This is a genomic window from Acinetobacter sp. UBA1496 (assembly GCF_002324975.1).
Lineage (GTDB): Bacteria > Pseudomonadota > Gammaproteobacteria > Pseudomonadales > Moraxellaceae > Acinetobacter > Acinetobacter variabilis.
On the sequence record NZ_DCRI01000112.1, the window covers coordinates 1 to 21,183 of the forward strand.

18 protein-coding genes and 1 pseudogene are annotated in these 21,183 nt (G+C 45.2%); 5 read left to right on the plus strand and 14 right to left on the minus strand.

Translation table 11 applies throughout. The features are described from left to right. The 6 genes from B3143_RS14545 to B3143_RS14570 form a co-directional block, all read right to left on the minus strand. Positions 1-160: transposase (locus B3143_RS14545; RefSeq protein ID WP_286741041.1), on the minus strand; the 160-nt coding region annotated here is incomplete at its 3' end. Between the two features lie 148 nt (positions 161-308). Beyond that, on the minus strand, positions 309-710 hold the full coding sequence (rsfS, locus tag B3143_RS14550; protein ID WP_004783634.1) for a ribosome silencing factor: 402 nt from the start codon (positions 708-710) through the stop codon (positions 309-311). An 81-nt stretch (positions 711-791) separates the two neighbouring features. Continuing rightward, a complete protein-coding gene (locus B3143_RS14555; RefSeq protein ID WP_034170849.1) occupies positions 792-1,580 on the minus strand; it encodes a hydroxypyruvate isomerase family protein in 789 nt (262 codons plus the stop codon). A 40-nt stretch (positions 1,581-1,620) separates the two neighbouring features. Next, on the minus strand, positions 1,621-2,487 hold the full coding sequence (locus B3143_RS14560) for an NAD(P)-dependent oxidoreductase (protein WP_286741016.1): 867 nt from the start codon (positions 2,485-2,487) through the stop codon (positions 1,621-1,623). Between the two features lie 36 nt (positions 2,488-2,523). After that, positions 2,524-3,312, minus strand: a complete 789-nt coding sequence (locus tag B3143_RS14565) for a crotonase/enoyl-CoA hydratase family protein (protein WP_286741019.1) — start codon at positions 3,310-3,312, stop codon at positions 2,524-2,526. Positions 3,313-3,414: 102 nt separating this feature from the next. Then, positions 3,415-6,222, minus strand: a complete 2,808-nt coding sequence (locus tag B3143_RS14570; protein WP_286741021.1) for a GacS-like sensor histidine kinase — start codon at positions 6,220-6,222, stop codon at positions 3,415-3,417. A gap of 331 nt (positions 6,223-6,553) precedes the next feature. On the opposite strand from B3143_RS14570, the gene cysM reads away from it, so the two are divergent. The 5 genes from cysM (at position 6,554) to B3143_RS14595 (ending at position 12,794) form a co-directional block, all read left to right on the plus strand. Beyond that, a complete protein-coding gene (cysM, locus tag B3143_RS14575) occupies positions 6,554-7,483 on the plus strand; it encodes a cysteine synthase CysM (protein ID WP_286713902.1) in 930 nt (309 codons plus the stop codon). Between the two features lie 17 nt (positions 7,484-7,500). Then, on the plus strand, positions 7,501-8,319 hold the full coding sequence (locus B3143_RS14580; RefSeq protein ID WP_286741023.1) for a 3'-5' exonuclease: 819 nt from the start codon (positions 7,501-7,503) through the stop codon (positions 8,317-8,319). A gap of 6 nt (positions 8,320-8,325) precedes the next feature. Continuing rightward, the gene (gene rlmD / locus B3143_RS14585; RefSeq protein WP_262738101.1) at positions 8,326-9,702 is read left to right on the plus strand and encodes a 23S rRNA (uracil(1939)-C(5))-methyltransferase RlmD; all 1,377 of its coding nucleotides are present in this window, start codon (positions 8,326-8,328) and stop codon (positions 9,700-9,702) included. Between the two features lie 44 nt (positions 9,703-9,746). Then, on the plus strand, positions 9,747-12,056 hold the full coding sequence (locus tag B3143_RS14590) for a RelA/SpoT family protein (protein ID WP_286741025.1): 2,310 nt from the start codon (positions 9,747-9,749) through the stop codon (positions 12,054-12,056). Positions 12,057-12,149: 93 nt separating this feature from the next. Beyond that, positions 12,150-12,794 carry a hypothetical protein gene (locus B3143_RS14595; protein ID WP_286741027.1) on the plus strand — a complete coding sequence of 215 codons (645 nt, stop codon included), beginning with the start codon at positions 12,150-12,152 and terminating at the stop codon, positions 12,792-12,794. 60 nt (positions 12,795-12,854) lie between these two features. On the opposite strand, the gene secF is transcribed toward B3143_RS14595, so the two are convergent. From secF to queA, 8 genes and pseudogenes are all read right to left on the minus strand, one after another. Further along, positions 12,855-13,826 carry a protein translocase subunit SecF gene (gene secF, locus B3143_RS14600; protein WP_005233894.1) on the minus strand — a complete coding sequence of 324 codons (972 nt, stop codon included), beginning with the start codon at positions 13,824-13,826 and terminating at the stop codon, positions 12,855-12,857. A 10-nt stretch (positions 13,827-13,836) separates the two neighbouring features. Next, a complete protein-coding gene (secD, locus tag B3143_RS14605) occupies positions 13,837-15,735 on the minus strand; it encodes a protein translocase subunit SecD (protein WP_286741030.1) in 1,899 nt (632 codons plus the stop codon). Between the two features lie 52 nt (positions 15,736-15,787). Further along, positions 15,788-16,117 carry a preprotein translocase subunit YajC gene (yajC, locus tag B3143_RS14610; RefSeq protein WP_004783613.1) on the minus strand — a complete coding sequence of 110 codons (330 nt, stop codon included), beginning with the start codon at positions 16,115-16,117 and terminating at the stop codon, positions 15,788-15,790. A gap of 100 nt (positions 16,118-16,217) precedes the next feature. Then, on the minus strand, positions 16,218-17,348 hold the full coding sequence (gene tgt, locus B3143_RS14615; protein ID WP_286741032.1) for a tRNA guanosine(34) transglycosylase Tgt: 1,131 nt from the start codon (positions 17,346-17,348) through the stop codon (positions 16,218-16,220). Between the two features lie 122 nt (positions 17,349-17,470). Beyond that, positions 17,471-18,326 (minus strand): annotated as a pseudogene (locus tag B3143_RS14620) (DUF4303 domain-containing protein). Between the two features lie 110 nt (positions 18,327-18,436). Continuing rightward, complete coding sequence (locus B3143_RS14625; protein WP_286716323.1) at positions 18,437-19,006, minus strand: LemA family protein; 570 nt, start codon at positions 19,004-19,006, stop codon at positions 18,437-18,439. Positions 19,007-19,031: 25 nt separating this feature from the next. Continuing rightward, positions 19,032-20,060, minus strand: a complete 1,029-nt coding sequence (locus tag B3143_RS14630; RefSeq protein WP_286741034.1) for a hypothetical protein — start codon at positions 20,058-20,060, stop codon at positions 19,032-19,034. A gap of 18 nt (positions 20,061-20,078) precedes the next feature. After that, the gene (queA, locus tag B3143_RS14635; protein ID WP_005233900.1) at positions 20,079-21,113 is read right to left on the minus strand and encodes a tRNA preQ1(34) S-adenosylmethionine ribosyltransferase-isomerase QueA; all 1,035 of its coding nucleotides are present in this window, start codon (positions 21,111-21,113) and stop codon (positions 20,079-20,081) included. Between the last annotated feature and the right edge of the window lie 70 nt (positions 21,114-21,183).

Below are 21,183 nucleotides of genomic sequence, written 5' to 3' on the forward strand. Positions count from 1 at the left end.
AAAGTTCTTGAGGAATATCATGCCATGTCGCACCCGTACGTAGTTTCCATAAGATGGCTTCCATGATATTTCTACTATTTTTTGAACAGTAACAACCGTGTAATCGCATAGTATCTTGAATTTGCTGCCAAATATCATCGGTGAGAAGAGTACGTGCCATTGAAAAAATATAGAAATGAAAAGAGCTTAAAGGAGGATTTTAAGTATTTAAAACCAATTCTTCAAATGAGGACACGCCCTAGTTTGATTCAAGTTAAATGATATAAAAAAGCGACCTACATAGGTCGCTTTTTTTGAATATTCGATATTTATGCTACAGAATCTGCAGGATTGCGCCATAGGCTTTCTAGGTCATAGAATTTACGCGCTGTAGGCAGCATGCAGTGCACTACAACAAAACCTAGATCAATCAGGATCCATTCTGCATCACGTTCGCCTTCGATACCAAGCGGACGGAAACCTGCTTTACGTGCTTCTTCAGCAACATTATCTGCAAGTGATTTGATATGGCGGGTTGATGTACCGCTTGCAATCACCATGGCATCTGCCACGTTACTGATGCTAGCCACATCAAGCTGAACAACTTCTTTAGCCTTTACATCTTCGAGGGCTGCATGTACAACTTTCAAGCATGCGTTTACTGCTTGTGCATGAGAATTCATAGTGTGATCGTGAGAATTAGAAGCGCTGGGCGATGGTTCTAAATTCATAGGGAGTATAATTTCCTAACAATTATGCATGATCTAATATAGCGGTTTTAGCCCAAAATTTCAAATGCACCTTCCGTCGCTTTAGTCATACTCCGGGAAGAACTGTTCTTTCCAGCCAAAGGATTCTCCCGAAGTCCCCAGAGGTTTATATTCGGCTGCGACATAACCACTGTATTGGCTATTCTCTAACCATTGAAAAATCTCATAATATGGAATGGATGCGGTATTGGGTTGATGACGCCCCGGGCAGTCTGCAAACTGAATATGACCAATCTCTGCAATATTTTCTTTTAAGGCTTCCAGTACATCTTCACCCATCATGGCCATATGATAACAGTCATATTGCATTTTCAAGGCAGAATGATTAACCGCTTCCAGCATCTCCTGAGCTTGAGCCACATTCTGAATCAGGAAACGTGGCATGTCCTGACCGTTGATCATTTCAAAGACTGGCTGAATCTGATAATCAGAGAGCATGGAGCAGGCAATTTTCAGATTACTCGCCAAGGTGTTCAGGCAAGGAAGCAGGTCACAATCCAGTGGCTGTTTGCCGGCCAGAATATTGACACTCGGCACATTCAGAGCAGTCGCATATTGAATGGCTTGCTCTATGGCATGACGAAACTCGATTTCCTGTCCAGGGATACCGGCCAGACCGTGTCCACCTTGCATCAGATCACCAGCAGGCACATTAATCAGGCAGATATCAAGATCATGTAACTGAAGCTGCTGCTGAATCTGCTCAATACTCAGTTCATAGGGGAACTGGATTTCCACATGCTTAAAACCGTGCGCATGAGCCAAGGCAAAACGTTCTAAGAGCGGTACTTCCGTGAAAATCATGGAGAGGTTAACGGCGAGTTTGGTCATGGGCTTTTCCTTGCTCAAGTCAGAATATTGAAATGTAATATTAGCGGTCTACGTGCTTGATAACAGTGGCTAGATCGGCTTCAGCAAATCCGTCTTGCTGATGGGTTTTGAGTTGAGACAGGGCTTGGCTGGCCACAGGAATATCCAAAGATAAAGTAGCTGCCAGTTGCACAGCATTGTTCAGGTCTTTAGACAATGTCTGCACTTTCCATTGCACGGGTTCAAACGTCTGGCTGGCCATACGTGGGGCTAGAATTTGAAAAGGCTTGGAGTCAGCAAAACCACCGGCTAATGCTAGTGCAAGCAGGGCAGTATCCACACCGGCACGATCAGCCAAAGCCACTGCCTCAGCTATCAAGGTGCTATTCGCTGCCACAATCAGCTGATTACAGATTTTAGTCGCCTGACCGGTTCCAGTATCACCCATGCGAGTGACACGTTGTGAAAGCACCTTATAGATTGGATCAAGTGCGGTAATAGTTTCTGCATCACCGCCAGCGAAGATCACTAGCGTGCCTTGTTCTGCACCGACTGTACCGCCAGATACAGGAGAGTCAATCCAAGTGGCTTGTTTAGCTTGGGCTTGTTCAGCCAGATTTTTAGTTTGATGTATGGAAAGACTGGAAAAATCGACAATGATCTGACCAGCCACCAGATAGGGCTGAATCTGCTCAAAGACCGATTGCACCGCAGCATCATCTGCCAGACAGGTCAGAATAACGGGATAATCTGCAATTTGATCTAGATATAGCGGAGTGGCTCCCAGTGCAAGCAATGGATCGCAGGCACTGGCCGTGCGGTTCCAGACTGCAACTTGGAAACCAGCTTTCAGCAGTCGGGTTGCCATGCGGCTACCCATGAGTCCCATACCTAAAAAGGCAATTTTGCTATCACGATCGAATTGCATTTTATCTCTCATCTTTTGATTTTGCTTCAGCCATAATTATCGATATTGACGTGGCACAAACTGCACGTCCGGATCTTTATCCTTTTTACGTGCCAGTTGGCTGTTTTTACCGAGTAACAGTTTAAGCTGCCAGATTTTTTCCATACGCAGTGACTTGTTGGGTTTGTGTTCCATCGCATCCAGCACAAATTTAGAGGCCATCAAGGCATCTGGAGAGCGTTGTGACATTTCTTCAGCCAAAGCCTGTGCTTTTGCTAATGGCTGCTCATCGACATGGGTGATCAGACCAATTTCTTTGGCATAGGCACCTTCAAAAATACGTGCGGTTAAAGTCAGCTCTTTGGCCAAATCAATCCCGATCAGACCTTTGAGAGAACGCGTTAGCCCCATATCTGGTACTAGACCCCAACGAGTTTCCATAATTGACATTTTGGTCGCAGGATGGGCGATTCGGATATCCGCAGCCAACGCAAGTTGCATACCTGCACCAAAGCAGAAACCTTCAATGGCTGCAATGACGGGTACAGGCAGTTCCTGCCAGACCAGAAAAGCTTTCTGAAATAAGCTCTGTCCAGGACGAATCAGTTCCCAGGCCGCATAGGCCCGATTTTTAGGATTATTTAAATCGGCCAAGTCAATGCCGGCACTAAAGACCTGCGCTTCACCGGTTAAAATGACACACCGCACCGACTTGTCTTTTTTAATCCGGTTCGCAATCTGCACCAGTTCACGCAGCAGGGCAAAGCTCATGGCATTACGTTTATCTGGACGGCTGAGAGTAACCGTGGCAATTCCATTATTTTTTTCAAAGCGTACAAGTGACATGGTATTCATCCTTAATTTTTCTGTAAGCGAGCATAGCATGAGCAATCTGTGCTTGCATGACAGTGCAGTCATACAGATATGAGTAAGTAAAACAGTAATTTTTTAACCACTATGCTTGTTTAAAATTTGCTGAGCTGCCTGTTCTACCTGCTCAATCACTGCTTTCAGTTCATCCAGATATTTCAGTACTTCCTGAACAAAACTGTCATCGGCCTTACGGCGTTCCTTACGCAAGGTCGAGACAAACTGCTCAAAACTTCCGGTAACTTTTTGCAGAGTCGGTGTGCCGACGTAACGGGTAGCCCCATAGAGACGGTGCAAAACATGTTCCAGCTGCGGAAAATCTTCCAGCTCAATTAATTGCTTAATTTCATCCAGCTCTTTTTCAAAACTGTCGACCAGCATGCTAAGCAGATCGACTGCCAGATCTTCTTTATTGGCTGCCAGTTGCAAGCTTTGTTGCCAATCCAGAATATTCGGATCCAGCGCATCAATGACATTGGCACGTTCCAGCACTGGAATCTTTTTAAAACTTTCAGTCGTCCACTGCGTCAGGATCTGCACGATCTGATCAATCTGAATAGGCTTGGTGACATAATCATCCATACCATTTTGTAACAGTTTTTGCTTCTCGTCGGAAAGGGCATGTGCTGTCAGGGCAATAATCGGCAGACGCTGATGATTTTCAAAAGTTGATTCCAGTGAACGGATTGCACGGGTGGTATCGATACCGGACATCACTGGCATCTGGATATCCATAAATATCAGATCAAAAGATGGCAGACCCTGTTCATAACGGCTCTGGATGATATCAATCGCTTCCTGTCCGCTAATGGCTTTGGTTGTGGTCACATTCAGTTCGGCTAGCAAGGCCTCCAGAACAATCAGGTTCGGCAGATGGTCATCAACGGCAAGGATATGCAGTCCCTGGCCATTAAAGTCTTTATGCTGTTCCTGATCAAAGACGGGTTGATTGCCGAGTAGCTGAATCAGGGCACTACGACTGAGTGGCTGATGCAGAGCACGGGCACGATGATCATTCAGCATGTTCGGATCAAGCTGCATTTGATAACCATACACAGCCAGATGTCCCTGATAGCGAGAACGAATTTCTGTCAGTAAGGCTTGGCTATCACCACTATGGTCAACAATCAGCCAGGTATTCTCAATATTTTGTAAATGGTTCAGACGGCTAAACAGATCCAGAATGGATGTCGATTCAATATGTTTAACGTGATAATTTTCCAGATAATGTCTTAATACATTCGCTGTTGCCGGATGGGCGAGATAAGACACAACCGTCAGATCACTGAAATCCGGGTGCTCATGGATAATATCTTCATCCACCGGGAATTGGGCGGTAAACCAGAAGGTTGAGCCTTTTTCTGTTGGAGCACGTTCCTGATTATCTTCAAATCCGATTTGACCATGCATCAAGTGGACCAGTTGTTTGGAAATGGCCAGGCCTAAACCTGTACCGCCGAATTGGCGGGTGACCGAGGTATCGCCTTGCGAGAAGGATTCAAACAGTTTTTTACGGTCAGTTCCGCTCAGGCCAATGCCGCTGTCCTGAACACTGAAATGCAGCAGACATTGCCCAATATCATCGTGCTCCATGCGTGCCCGAACAATGATTTCGCCGTCTGGAGTAAACTTGATCGCATTAGAAATCAGGTTGGTCAGAATCTGCTTAAAGCGTAGTACATCACCAATCACATGTTTCGGTACATTGTCTGCAAAATAGAACGCCATATCGATATGCTTCTGTGCAGCCAGTGGCGAGAGCATGTCCATCACATCAAAGATAGCTTCTTCCAGATCAAAAGGTGCAGTTTCCAGTTCCAGTTTGCCAGCATCAATCTTGGAGAAATCCAGTACATCATTGATCAGGGCCAGCAAATGTGCAGAAGATTTGCGGATGGTCTGCAAATACAGGCTTTGCTCATTGCTAAGATTGCCTTGACGCAGCAGCAGGTGAATAAAACCATCCATACTGTTTAAGGGTGTGCGTAATTCATGGGAAATATTGGCCAGAAATACCGACTTGGCCTGGTTGGCCGAAATCGCCTGGTCACGTGCCTGACGATAAGTAATATTTTGAACTTCTAAAGTATCTAGAGTACGGCGCAAATCATCTTCGGTCTGTTCGGTATGCTCGCGCAATTCCAGAAAACTGAAATGTAGACGTTTCACCACATTGGCAATATCACGCTGCAAAAGACGCAGTTCACCGGTACTGTTAATCACCATATGCTGATCTAGGGTGTCGGCATTCAGGCGTTGCAGCTGCATGCGAATCTCATACATCGGCGCAATCCAGCGACGTGAATAGAAATTCAGACATAACAACAAGAGCAATAAGGTCAATAAGCCGGTCGCAATCAAAACGATCAAGACCCGGTAGCGGGCAATTTCTAAGGGCTGATTGTCCAGTTCGATCGCCAGCCAGCCTGCATTCATGCCATTTTCATTTACTTTGACTGCATAAATATGATTGTTTTTATCTAAGATCGGGCCAACAAAATTGCCATCTTTTTTAAAGTCCGGCCAAGGCGCCTGTTCCTGAAAACCAATGCCGAGTTTACTTTTGCCATTTTCATCCAGAATAGCCGCACGAACCAGATGCTTTTCATTCAGCATATTTTGCATGGCATCATGAGCCTGCTCATATTGCCATGGGTACAGGCTCAAAATGTCCAGCGCATATTCAGACGTGGCCTGAAAACGGGTCAGAATCGCAATGGCCATCTGCTTTTGCTGGGCACGAGCGGCATTGGAAGTCTCTGAAATGACCAGAGCAGCGCCGACACAGGCCAGAATAGTAATGGGTACAAAAATCAGTGCAATCAGCTGTCCATAAGCATGATTTAAGTGTAGGCGTTTAAACAGCTTTTTGTTGATATTTGACATGATTCAAGCAGTATTTTCCTTATGCTTTGCATATTAGCATGCTTTAAATCTACTGTTAAAATTTCAGCATTATTTTTATAAAGCTCCAGATTAAGGCAGAAAATAAGAACCATTATGCTGAACAGTCATTATTGGGGTTTGAGTAAATCTTTTCAGGAGGCGAGGTGAGCTAAGTCACTGTCATGATTAAGGAGTTTTATCAAGCTAAAACAGGACGAATTGGCCATGCCGATCGTGATTTATACAGTTTTATGCAAAAGCACTGCTATAAATGGGTGCAGGAAAATGCATTTTTTCATACAATAGCCGCACCTCGATATAGGTGCAAATAATGAGTAATACCACCCCTGATTTTCAAGCAGACGAATTTTTACTGGACCATTATGTAGGCAAAACGCCACTGGTGCGTTTGCAGCGTCTGGCTAGTCACACTCAAGCCACAGTACTCGCAAAACTCGAAGGAAATAATCCGGCAGGCTCGGTCAAGGACCGTCCAGCGTATAACATGATCATGCAGGCGGAAAAGCGCGGACAGATCAAACCGGGTGATACCTTGATTGAGGCGACCAGCGGAAATACAGGGATTGCATTGGCGATGGTTGCGGCCATGCGCGGTTACAAAATGCAGCTGATTATGCCGAATAACATGAGTCAGGAACGTAAGGACGCGATGCGTGCTTATGGCGCTGAACTGATTGAAGTGACCAAAGAGCAGGGCATGGAAGGTGCACGTGATCTGGCCTTGCAAATGCAGGCTGATGGTAAAGGTCTGGTGTTAAACCAGTTTGGTAACCCGGACAATGTCGAAGCACATTACCTGACCACAGGTCCTGAAATCTGGCAGCAAACTGGCGGCAAGATTACGCACTTTGTCAGCTCAATGGGTACTACAGGTACGATCATGGGCGTATCTAAATATCTGAAAGAAATGAATCCGGATATTCAGATTGTGGGCCTACAACCATCTGATGGTTCTAGCATTGCCGGTATCCGTCGCTGGCCAGAAGAATATTTGCCAACGATTTTCGATCGTAGTCGTATCGACCATATTATCGATATTCCACAGATTGAAGCGGAACGTACTATGCGTAAATTGGCACAAAAAGAAGGTATCAGTGCCGGTACATCTTCTGGCGGTGCAGTTTGGGCATCCATCAAGCTTGCAGAAGAAAATCCAGATGCAGTGATTGTATGTATTATCTGTGACCGTGGTGACCGTTACCTGTCTACAGGCTTGTTCTCTGTACAAGACCCTGAATAATTTTTGAGAAATCTTTTATGCGCCTGCCTGTTTTAACTTTCGATATTGAAACCCAAACCGATCTTAAATCAGGCGCGCATCTGTTTGCTCTGGATCTGCCCGAGGCTGATCTGGATCAGGCCCTGACCAAATTACGCCGTCAGGAATCAGGCTCGGATTTTCAGCGTCTGCCACTGCATGAGATTGTCTGTATTTCCGGTTTATGGATGGATGAACAGGGCATGCGCCTGTTTTCTTTCAGCCGTGAACAGTACAGCGAAGCAGAGATTTTAAAAAAATTCTTATCCATTTTTGACAAGCGTCATCCGACGCTAGTCAGTTGGAATGGCTCACAATTTGACCTGCCGGTTATTCTTTATCGGGCCATGTATCATGGCTTATCTGCCCCAAGTCTGTTCGATGAGGGCGAAATTGATACGCAAAAGCGTTATAATAACTACCAGAATCGTTACCATCAGCGTCACGTCGATTTGATGGATGTTATGGCCATGTTTCATGCCCGTCATTTTCAGAAACTGGATGATGTTGCTCATTTATTGGGTTATCCAGGCAAGCGTGGTGATGGTGGCTATCATGTACCTGAATATGTACGTAACCAGCAATGGAGCCAACTCACCAGCTATTGCGAAGGTGATGTGCTCAATACTTGGTTGGTCTATATTCGCTGGCTGTTGCTAAAGGGCCAATTGATGTTGCCTGATTATCAGCATCTGGTGCAGAGTACGATTCAATACCTGCATACCCAGCCGCAACATGCAGATTTTTTATCAGTCTGGCGTGAAACCTCACAAAGAACTGAATTTACCCGTTTTGATTTTCCCATCTCCACATCCTAGGTTTTCATGAAACGTCGAGCACAACCACGTCCAGCACCGCAATCCGAGTATATTTTTCAGGTTGAATCACTCTCACATGAAGGACGTGGCATCGCTCACTATGGTTCACATCCGGACCATCCGCTTGAAAAGCATGGCAAGAAAGTCTTTATCCGTTATGCCTTGCCAGGTGAAACCGTTCGTGCCCGCATTACCCGTGAAGTCAAAAAACTGGAAGAGGCAGATAGCCTTGAGTTGCTCAGTGAGGCGTCCGAGATCAGGGCCAAACCTGTGTGTCCACATTTTGGCGTTTGTGGTGGCTGCAATATGCAGCATATCCATCCAGATGCCCAAATTGAACTTAAGCAGGATGTTCTGAAATCACATTTGCAGCATTTTGCCGGGATTCAGCCTGAAGAATGGCTGCCACCGCTACGTTCACAACGTGAAGACTACCGTCGTAAAGCCCGGATTGGGGTACGTTATCTGCCTCAAAAAGACAAGCTGGTGGTTGGTTTTCGTGAAAACCAGTCCAATAAGCTGACCTCGATTGACCGCTGCATGATTCTAGATCGCGAGTTTGGATCGGTTACACGTCTTAAACAATTGCTCCAAAGTCTCGATGGTCAGGCAGATATTGGTCATATAGAATTGGCTATGGGTGATCATGACATTGCGTTGCTTATTCGTGAAACTGCAGAATTATCGGTAACAGATGTCAACCGATTACGCCAATTTACGTTAGAGAAAGGTTGGCAGCTTTATTTGCAACCTGCAGGTCAAGATTATTTGAAGCGGATTGATGAGCCTGAACAGGCAGCACGCTTACACTATGGTCTTGATGACTTTGATGTGGAATTCGGTTTTAATCCATTGGACTTCACTCAGGTCAATTCAACGATCAATCCGCAGATGGTTCGCTTGGCATGTGATTTGCTTCAATTACAGCAAGGCGAACGCGTTCTGGATCTGTTTTGTGGATTAGGAAACTTCTCTTTGCCACTGGCGCGTTGTGTTGGTGCATCTGGTCGGGTGGTTGCGGTTGAGGGGAGTGAGGAAATGGCGCAACGCGGTGCAGAAAATGCTAACCATAATGGTATTGCACAAGTTTCGTTCTATTCACAAGATTTAACCAAAGATTTTTCGCACCAGTCTTGGGCAAATCAAGGATTTGATGCATTATTAATCGACCCGCCACGTGCTGGAGCAGAAGAAGTTATGCATTATATCCCTCAATTTGGTGCCAAAAGAATCGTTTATGTGTCATGTAATCCCGCTACGCTCGCAAGAGATGCAGGGCTACTGGTACAACAGGGTTATCAGCTAACCAAAGCCGGTGTGATGGATATGTTTACGCATACCGGACATGTCGAGTCGATTGCCTTGTTCGAAAAAGAAAATTAAATAAACGATCAAAGAGATGATGTATCTAAAAGTAGGAGAAGGGTATGGTCACAGTACGTGAGCAACTGCCTGGGCGGCTCAATGAGTTGTCACAGGAGGCGACTGTAGAACATGCCGAACAAGCACAGCAGGATCTGACTGAATGGTTAGATCGGGTTCGTGGCATATTAGACGGGGCTCCCCTGAAGCAGCTCGAAGAAGTTGCCCGTTTAACCTTAGAAAAAGAGCTACAAAGTACGGTTCAGCATCGCTCTAATACCTTCTATACCGGTATTGAAATGGCGGATATTCTCGCGCATCTCTATGTTGATGAAGATACCTTGTCTGCTGCCATGCTTTACCGCGCAGTACGTGAAGGCGTCATGCCACTGGTAGAAGTGCAGGAAAAATTCGGTGAACAGGTCTACAGCCTGGTCAAAGGCACGCTGTCCATGGGTAAGCTGTCTGAGCTGATTGAAAAAAATAAACGCCTGGAAGACCACTTCAATAATAACCATCGTGAGCACCTATCTGGCATTTACAAGATGCTGATTTCAGTGACAGAAGATGTCCGCGTCGTGTTAATCAAGCTGGCAGAACGTACCTATGCACTGCGTGAGCTGGCTAATTCTTCACGTGAACGGCAAGAACGGGTCGCACGAGAAATTCTCACCATTTATTCTCCTTTAGCGCATCGTCTCGGGATTGCCCAGCTGAAATGGGAACTCGAAGATCTAGCCTTCCGCTATCTGGCGCCGGAACGCTATAAAGAAATCGCCTCTTTGCTGAATGAAAAGCGTCTGGAACGCGAACAATATATTCAGTTCGTGATTGATAAATTGCGTGAAGAGCTGGCAGAACACGGCATTGAAGCTGAAATTAACGGCCGGGTGAAGCACATTTATTCGATCTATCGAAAAATGAAAAGCAAGAGCCTGAGCTTCGACCAGCTGTATGACATCCGTGCACTGCGTGTATTGGTGAAAAGTGTGCCTGAGTGTTATCACACGCTCGGGATCGTACATCAATTGTGGCGACATATCCCGCATCAGTTTGATGACTATATTACTAATCCGAAAGCCAATGGTTATCGCTCTTTACACACAGCTGTGATTGCGGAAAACAAGTCACTTGAAGTGCAGATTCGTACTTATACGATGCATGAAGAGGCCGAGCTTGGCGTATGCTCGCACTTCAACTATAAGGAAGGTTCGAAAAATACCGATACTTCCTTTAATCATCGTCTGCATTCCCTGCGTGCAGTGATTGAGCATTATCAAGAACGCAATGAAGCCAGTGCGCATAAAGATGAAGAAGAGGAAGTTGAAAATTTTGAACACATTCAAGATTTTGAAGGCTTCGAAAAAATCTATGTGTTCAGCCGTGATGGTGATATTAAAGAGTTGCCACGGGGGTCAACCGTACTCGACTTTGCCTATCACGTGCACACAGAAGTCGGCAACAAATGCTATGCGGCTCGGGTCAACCAGCGCTATGTGCCTTTAACCTATGCCTTGAAAACCGGGGAACAGGTCGAGATTCTGACCAAGAAAGACCGTGAACCAAATCGGGACTGGTTGGTCAATTCGCTGGGTTATATCAAGACTGCACGCGCCCGTGACAAGTTACGTCATTGGTTCCGTCAGCAAGATCGCAGTAAGAATCTGGAAGTGGGTCGTGAAATTCTGAATAAAGAATTGGCACGTCTGGCAATTCATCCAAAATCAATCGACTTGGGTGATTATTGCAACCATTTCAATGTGAAGAGTGGCGAAGATATTATGATTGGTCTGGTGAATGGTGATATTAGCCTGCATGCTCTGATCAATCAGGTCAATCGCCATATGCATCTGGATCAGGATGAGCCTGAACTGGTGCTGAAACCAGCCTTGAATCCGCGTGCCAGCCATACCTTGTCTGCACATGGTATTCTAATTGATGGTCTGGATAACGTTGAACTGCATGTAGCCCAGTGCTGTCAGCCGGTGCATGGTGAATCGATTGCGGGATATATTACCTTGAATCGCGGTGTAAGCATCCATAAGGTAGCTTGTCCGGATTATGTACGTATGATCAGCCAAGAACCGGAGCGTGCAGTAGAAGCCGACTGGGAAATGCAGCCGACTCGTGGCCAAAGTGTACAGATCGTGGTGGAAGCCTATGACCGTCGTGGTCTGCTCAAAGATCTGACTCAGGTGATTTTCTCGGATCAGATCAATATCCGTCAGGTAAATACTATTTCTGAAGCAGATGGTATTGCCAATATGAAACTGTTGATTGAAGTCAAAGGCTTGGCTCAACTTTCCAAACTATTGGCCCGTCTTGAACAGCAGCCGGGAATTATCAGTGCCCGCCGTCTGGTACAAGGCAACTGATTCTTTTTAGGCATGATTAGAAAAGCCTGCAATTCAATTGCGGGCTTTTTTGTTATAAGGTGTGCTGAAGAGAGAAAAGAGCAAATAATAAACATGAGTGCCACGGAAATATTTGAACTGAGACGAAATAATCTGGCCAAAGTGATTGATCAGTTGATTGATAGCCAGCAGTTTAAAAATGGCAAAGAGATTTGCGAGCATTTTGGTCTGTCTGCAGCCTATATTACCCAGCTATTGAACAGTAAGTGCCAGATTGGAGAAAAGGCTGCACGCGAGCTGGAACAGCAACTGAGTTTAGAAAGTTTAATATTGGATCGTGCTCAAGCACCTGTCATTGAAATGGCATCTAGTCCTGTAAAAATAACTTTGTTCCAGATGCAGGTTGTTGAGCAGCAAGCCTTTAAAATGGAAGTTATAGATTCGGCAGAAAATCTTGTATCTTGGTTGAAATTGGAACCTCAGCATTATGCCATTCAGGTCACAGGACAGTATTATTTTCCGAGCCTAAAAGCAGGCTGGTGGTTGGTCTGTGATGAGCAAGCTGATTTACAGCCATCTGGCTTGATGTGTCTTTATTTAATTAATGGACTGCAACTCATTGTGGAGCTGATTTCGGAAAGCCAAGACAGCTATCAGATCCAAAGTCTGGATGAAAGCCGCAAGGTCAGTTTCCAGAAATCTGATGTAGCTAAAATCCATCCTGTAATTGCCATCGTGCCTCCGCAGCAATTTTCTTAGACCAGAAATAATTCAGCCCATCATAAGATGGGCTGAATAGTGAAATTGAAAACGGGCAGCTTATGGAAGCTGATTTTCGTCTTCAAACTCTGGTTTCACCTGAACAATAAAGTCCTGACGATTCAGACCGCGCCACAGGGCGAAGGCTGTACCGATATAGATCGAAGAATAGGTACCGACAAAGACACCTACAAACATCGCAATCGAGAACCATTTCAGGCCAGCACCGCCCATGATCATCATGGCCACTACAACCAGTAATAAAGTCATAGAAGTATGAATGGTACGGCGTAAGGTTTCAGTCAAGGCAATATTGATAATTTCAACAGGTTCGGCACCCCGGATCTTACGGAAGTTCTCACGAATACGGTCAGAAACCACGATGTTATCGTTGAGTGAGAAACCGATGATCGCCAGTACGGCTGCCAAAACAGTAAGGTCAAACGGCCACTGCATCATGGCAAAGATACCAATCGTCACCACGATATCGTGGAACAATGACAGTACAGCACCCATCGCCAGTTTGAACTCAAAGCGGATAGTGACATAGACCAGCATTAGCAACAGGGCAAGGGCAACTGCACCCGCAGAACGCACATACAGCTCGTTACCGACCTGTCCACCGACTACATCGACCTTAGGCACCTGAGCTGCATTGCCGGGCAGCTGAACGGCTGCGGTAATGGCTTTGGTAAGGTCTTCTGCTTCAATATCTTCCTGAACCGGCATACGTACCATCAGGTCACGTTCCGAGCCCAGAGTCTGCACGACCGCATCATCAAAGCCAGCTTTGCTGAGTGCCTGAGTCACATCTTCCGATTTTACTGGATTGGTATAGTTCAGCTCTGCTGATACACCACCGGTAAAGTCCAGACCGAGGTTCAAGCCTTTGGTCGCAATAAAGAAGATGCTGGCAACCGTCAGGATGATAGAGAACACTGCTGCAGGCAATGCAATCTTCATAAACGGAATGATACGTTCATCTTCAGGGCGACCGTACTGTTTCTGATTCAGTTGAGTATTTTCAGTCATCGTCGATCTCCTAAATGCTCAACTTTTTCAAGTTACGTTTTTTGCCATAGATGATCTGTACGATCGCACGGGTTACGGTAATCGCCGTAAACATTGAGCAGACAATACCAATCATCAGGGTGACAGCAAAGCCTTTGATCGGACCGGTACCAATTGCGAACAGAATGAACGCTACCAAGAAGGTAGTTAAGTTCGAATCGAAAATGGTGTTATAGGCCCGATCATAACCGGCCACAATTGCCTGTTTCGGCGAGGCGCCCCATTTCATTTCTTCCCGTATCCGCTCACAGATCAATACGTTGGCATCGACCGCCATACCGATGGTAATTACGATACCGGCAATACCCGGCAGGGTGAGGGAAGCACCAATCCATGACATGACAGTCAGAATCATTGCCAGGTTAACGACCAGTGCGAAGTTGGCAATGACACCGAATAGACGGAAGAATACGACCATCCATATTGCAACTAAGATGAAACCGATTTGAGTCGACAATACGCCTTTATCAATATTTTCCTGACCCAGACTTGGACCAATCACACGTTCTTCAACGAAATACATAGGCGCAGCCAGCGCACCGGCACGTAGCATCAAGGCAAGCTCAGAAGCTTCCTGAGGTGAGTCCAGACCGGTAATACGGAATTGAGAACCCAATACTGCCTGAATGGTTGCAGCGTTAATCACCACAGATTCAGTATATGGTGTACGCACTTCAGTTTGTGCACCAGTTGCCGGGTCCTCTACGTAGCTGATCTTTTGCTTGTTCTCGATGAACAGTACCGCCATACGTTTGCCTACGGCATTACGTGTGGCATCTGCCATCAATTTACCGCCAGCGCTGTCCAAAGTAATATTAACTTCAGCACCGCCAGTATCCTGACTAAAGCCAGAAGATGCATTTTGTACACGTTCACCGGTCAAAATACGGTTACGGTTCAGCAATAACTGACGACCACTGTCCAGAGATTCATAAGCAAATGCCTGAGTACCTGCTGGAGCTGTACCATTTAATTGACCAGTATAAGGATCGATGTATTGATCATTCAGATCAGACACCAGACGGAATTCCAGGTTCGCCGTACGACCCAAGACACGTTTTGCTTCTGCGGTATCCTGTACACCCGGTAGTTCAACCACAATACGGTTGCTGCCTTGGGTTTGTACCAATGCTTCAGCCACACCTAACTCGTTAATACGGTTACGTAAAGTAGTTAAGTTCTGGTTCACCGCATAAGATTCGATTTCTTGCTTACGCGTATCGGTATAGTTGAGGCGTAAAGTCGAACCGGTTTCAGTCGCCACGGCCTGCTGGTTGAATTCATTGCCATTACGGCGCAAGAAATCCATGACAGCAGCACGATCATCATTATTGGCAAACTGCACAACAATGGTGTTGTTGCTTAAATTCAGGCTATTGAATTTCAAGTTGTTATCACGCAGCTGGCGACGCAGGTCAGTTGCAGAGGTGTCCATGCGCTGTGCAATCGCCTTGTCCATATCCACTTCAAGCAGGAAGTGAACACCACCACGTAAGTCCAGACCCAGTTTCATTGGTTTGGCACCAATTTTCTGTAGCCATTCTGGGGTGGTTGGAGCAAGGTTAAGTGCTACGACGTATTCATCACCTAAACCACGGCGTAAAGCTTCTTTGGCTTTCAGCTGTGCTTCACTTGAATCTACACGTAATAAAGCAGCGTTATTACTAAAGCTATTGTCGTGAGTTGCAATATTTTCAGTTGTTAAAATCTGCTCTGCTTTTTGTACGATGCCTGCGTCAATCTGAGTACCGGCTTTGGCACCCGAAATCTGTACAGCAGGTTCATCTGGATACAAACTTGGCAGGGCATATAAAGTACTGACCACCAGGACAACCAGGATCAGCACATATTTCCATGCTGGGTAACGCATTCGTTTTCTTCTTAAAATGAAAAAGTCGTGCGGGGAGCACGACTAATTTTGATTAAATGTTATTTAAAGTGCCTTCAGGCAGAACTGAGATCACACTCGCACGTTGAACTTTGACTTCTACACCGCGGCTCAGCTCAACGACTGCGAAATCACCCTCAATTTTAGTGATTTTGCCCATTAAGCCGCCTGCAAAAACGACTTCGCTGCCTACGCCAAGGCTGTCAACCAGAGCACGGTGCTCTTTGGCACGTTTTGATTGAGGGCGCCAGATCAAGAAATAGAAGATTGCAACAAAAACCGCAATCATCAAAAGGTTAGCCATCAAGCTCGGTTGTTGTGCAGCTTCACCTGCAGCGTGAGCAGTCGAAATAAATAGGCTCATTTCATTTTCCTAAAATAAAAAACTGGTGATCAACTTGATAATAAATTGACATATTCTTGCAATTTACCCTGTCTTTTTCCTCAGCGCAAATGCTGAAAGATTAATCTTGTGGACAAGGTGGAACTTCCAGGCCACGACGAGCGTAAAAGTCCTGAACAAATTCATCAAAAGTTCCGTTATCCAGCGCGTTGCGGATATCTTCGGTAAAACGCTGGTAATAACGCAGGTTATGGATGGTACCGAGCATAGAACCTAGCATTTCTCCACATTTCTCTAAATGGAACAGATAGGCGCGGGTAAAGTTCTGACAGGTATAGCAGTCGCAATGTGGATCAAGCGGACTTTGATCATGACGATATTGGCTGTTACGGATACGCACCAGACCATCGGTCACGAAATAATGACCGTTACGTGCATTTCGGGTTGGCATAACGCAGTCGAACATGTCTACACCACGGCGGATACCTTCAACGATATCTTCCGGTTTGCCGACACCCATCAGGTAGCGCGGTTTACTTTCCGGCATTTTGTTCGGAAGATAATCCAGCACCTTGATCATTTCTTCTTTCGGTTCACCGACAGACAGACCGCCAATCGCATAACCGTCGAAGTCAATCTCAAGCAGGCCTTTTAAGGATTCATCACGCAGGTCTTCATACATCCCGCCCTGAATAATCCCGAACAGGGCATTTTTATTTTTGAGTTCATCATGATGATGCTTCTTGCAGCGCTCAGCCCAACGTAAAGACAGCTGCAAAGATTTTTGCGCTTCTTCATGGGTCGCTGGATAAGGCGTACATTCATCAAAAATCATCACGATATCGGAGTTCAGCGTATGCTGAATTTCCATCGAAATTTCAGGTGAAAGGAAAACTTTTGAACCATCGATCGGGGAGCGGAAGGTCACGCCTTTTTCTTCAATCTTGCGCATTGCACCCAGACTGAAGACCTGGAAGCCGCCTGAGTCAGTCAGAATCGGTTTGTCCCATTTCATGAAACCGTGCAGGCCACCATGCTGCTTGATGACTTCAAGACCCGGGCGCAGGTACAAGTGGAAGGTATTACCGAGGATAATCTGCGCTTTAATGCCTTCAACATCACGTGGCAACATGCCTTTGACGGTGCCATAAGTACCAACTGGCATAAAGACGGGTGTCTCTACTACGCCATGTTCAAGCGTTAAACGACCACGACGGGCACGACCCGACTGACCTAATTTTTCAAACTTCATAAGAGTTCCAAATTAAGGCGAAAAAACAGTTCGCTGATTACTAATGCGAATTAAAGGGTGCTATTTTCCTTGATTCTGACCTTAAACGCCAGCATTGTAGAGAATTCACTCTGTAATTTTATTTATCGATGAATAGGGGAAATATCAGGTGAAAGAGGTGAATTTGCAGAAAACTGCTGTAAACGCTGCATGATTTCTTCCCGGCTCAAGGCACAGCTACCATCGGGTTCAGCCGCCATGGCAGCAATATGCTGGATCAGTTTTTGGATATAGATATTGCTGTTGACAAAATAAGATTCCAGCGTCAGTAAATAGGCATCCTGCGCCACTTGCAAATAGTCATAAGGCTCTATCGTGAGCATTTGTTCCAGGTCGATCAGGATGTCTTTGTCACTTTGCGAGAGTTTTAAACGCTTATTGACTGTCGATTGAGACAGGGTCTGTCTGGAAGCTAAAAAGTCCTGCAATAAGCGACTGTCAGAATTGAGTTCAAGTGCCGATTGGCATTCACATTCGGGTTGGGGCGGAACGCTGAGGAAAAAAATAATCGAATCTAGATCCAGACCATAAGCTTCAGATAGTTTATGTTTGGTTTGCTTAAAAGTTTCTAGCAGTAAATCCAAGTGAGTAGCAGGAATCTGTTTTTGCTGGGCTAAGACAGGATGGCCAAAACTATGCTGGGTTGTAAAATACTCTGCCAGCAAAGTTTTAAAAGGCACGAGTTCAGATTGTGAAGAGCTTTGGCTTTTATAGCGCCATTTTCGTACATTCCAGCGATCCCGTTCGGCCAGATATTGCTGTGGATCTTCAGGGTCCTGAAAAAAGCTACGTTCTGTGGAAATCGCCAGATCATCCAGCAGTAAAAATTCATCAAAGACCAGACTACAGGCATAGATTTCATCATCCTGATAGCGGTTCATACAGCTGATAAAAGTCCTTGACCAGCATCTGTTGCAAGTGTTCTAAATAATCCAGCATGATTTTTTATTCTTTTTATTAGGTTTTATAAGTGTATTGCTTTATCTCTCGCTATTTCATCATAAGCCAATGGATTGCAAATCTAAAACTATAAAATGTAATGATTTTTCTCAGTGGAAGTTTGGACGATAGTCAAAGTTCTGACTCACGGTCTGGTCACGGAAAGGGCGTACTGCTTTCTTTTTGAGAAACATGTTATTGATAATATTATGCGGGAAAATCTGGATCTGATTATTGAAGAGTTCGACATTACGGTTGTAGATGGTAATCGCAGCACCGACATTTTCATTCTGTTCTTCAATTTCATTCATCATTTTCAGGTAAATGTCATTTGCTTTTAGTTCAGGGTAGTTTTCAATCACCACATTCAGGCTGCGCATCAGTTCTTTATTTAGGTTTTCAACCCGTTGTAACTGGGCAATATCGGCATCCTGAATATTCAGGTTCATAATGTTCTGGCGCAGTTCAGTAACTTTCTCTAAAGTCCCTTTTTCAAAACTGGAATATTGCTCAACCAGAGGTTGCAGACCATCCAGGATTTTTAGTTTTTGCCGTTCATAACTGGCGACATCGGACCATGCACGAATAGTGGAGTTATGATGGCGCACAATGCTGTTACGAATCATGATAATGGCAATAATGACCAAAAGCGGGATAATGACAAAAACGAAAAATCCCATAAAAGTAACCCCCAGAAAAAAATAATTATTTTAAAAATTGTGTCAGATCAGTACGTAACTTTTCCAACTCTATTAATTTAAACGTTCTGAGATGGCCACGCAATGTGGAAATATCGGTAATTTTATGGTGTTTACTGGATACCTGAAATAAATCATGTGGTCCCAGATAGCAGAGCATATGGCTTTCTGGATGAAACAGTAAATCGCCCTGACGCTGCTCAAAAAAGTCCGCCAGTCGAAGTACAAAACCAGGCGTGAGCAGTTTCGCCATTTGCATCGGATCGCTGCCAAAGAAATTTAATTTCTGGTTGGTGCGAATGTCGCTGCTGTGCCAAGGATAAGCATAAGGATAATGAAATTTTTTTCTGGAGGTAGTCACGGCTAGCCCCTGAATCTGAACATCAAAAACAAATACCCCCCAAAGGTCTTTATGTACCTGGGTCAGTTTGACCGGTTGACCTTCCTTATTGCGTACCTGAACTTCATGCACATAATGATATTGAAAGACCAGAACCTGATGTTGTTGACCATCTTCATCTTCCCAGACAGTGCTGGCATAGCGTGAAATTTCATTACTCAGAGAGCCTTGATTAAATACCGGGAACAGACGTTTTAAATGGTTAATAAAATGTACGGGATTGAGTGGAATCGAGATATGTTGTGGCTGCTTCTGAAAAGCCAGCTGGTATTTTTTGGCGAGTGCCTCATCTTCCAGATAGCGAATGACTTCATACAGTGGCTTTCGATGTTCATAGCTGATATAAGCCCAGAATACCAGTAGGCATCCAAAGAAAACACCGATTTGCATCCAGATATTAGCAGGCGCTACAAAAATGCAACCAATCAGAAAGAGTCCGATTCCGGCCAGAGCAAGCGGTAAATTATTTTCAAATTTTAAGCTAATTGGGCCGTTCCATGGATGCAAGCCATCCAATAATTCCTGATGGCTTTTGGCCTGACGACCCAGATCCCAGAGCCGGGCGATGTTGCGAAACACTACTGCATTTTTCTTGCGTCGAATATGAATGGAGTGCTGCACAGACTCGATCGGCATCGGGAGGGTTCCTGCTGATTATTGCGCTTGATCAATTAGCATGGCATCGCCATAACTGAAGAAGCGGTATTTGCTTTCAACCGCATGTTTGTAAGCATTCAGGATATTTTCGCGATTAGATAGAGCTGAAACCAGCATGAGCAGGGTAGATTCCGGTAAATGGAAGTTGGTGATTAGACGATCCACCACTTTGAATTCATAACCCGGATAGATGAAGATTTGAGTATCACCGGTCCAGCCTTTTAGTTCACCACCATTGGCCTGAGCCGCACTTTCGGTCGCACGGGTTGCGGTCGTCCCCACAGCAATCACTTTATTGCCGCGCGCTTTGGTGGCTTTGATCAGCTCCATAGATTCATCCGATACCTGACACCATTCGCTGTGCATGATGTGATTTTCGATATCATTGGTACGAACCGGCAGGAATGTACCTGCACCGACATGTAAGGTCACAAAGGTTTTCTGAATGCCTTTTTCTTCCAGTTTTTTCAGCAACTCTTCATCGAAATGCAGCGAAGCGGTAGGAGCAGCAACACTGGCCAGTTTAGTTGGATCATTAAAGACAGTCTGATATCGAACCGTATCAATTTCTTCTGCTTCACGATTGAAATAGGGGGGAATTGGCAGTGCGCCGTATTTGTCTAGAACATCTAAAATCGGCTGAGAAAATTCGACAATAAACAGATTTTCATGACGGCCTTGAACGGTGACTTTAACTTCATCTGGACCAATAAATAATTCTGCACCGGCTTTGGGTGTATTGCTGGCCTTGATATGACAATGCGCAATGAACTGATCCATCATACGCTCAACCAGTAATTCAACTGCACCACCAGAGGCACGTTTACCTTTCAGGCGCGCTTTCATCACTTTGGTATCGTTCAGAACCAGCAAATCGCCTTCATTCAATAAATCCAAAATATCGGTGAACTGGTGATCGTGATATTGGCCTTGTGCATCAAGGTGTAACAGGAGAGAAGCACTACGTTGTTCAAGAGGATAGCGAGCAATCAGCTCATCAGGGAGATCGAAACTAAAATCAGAAAGTTGCATGACAATTTACGATAAAAAAACTGCGGCTAGTATAAACTTTTTTCTTTTTTATGGCGGGAATTGCTCGATT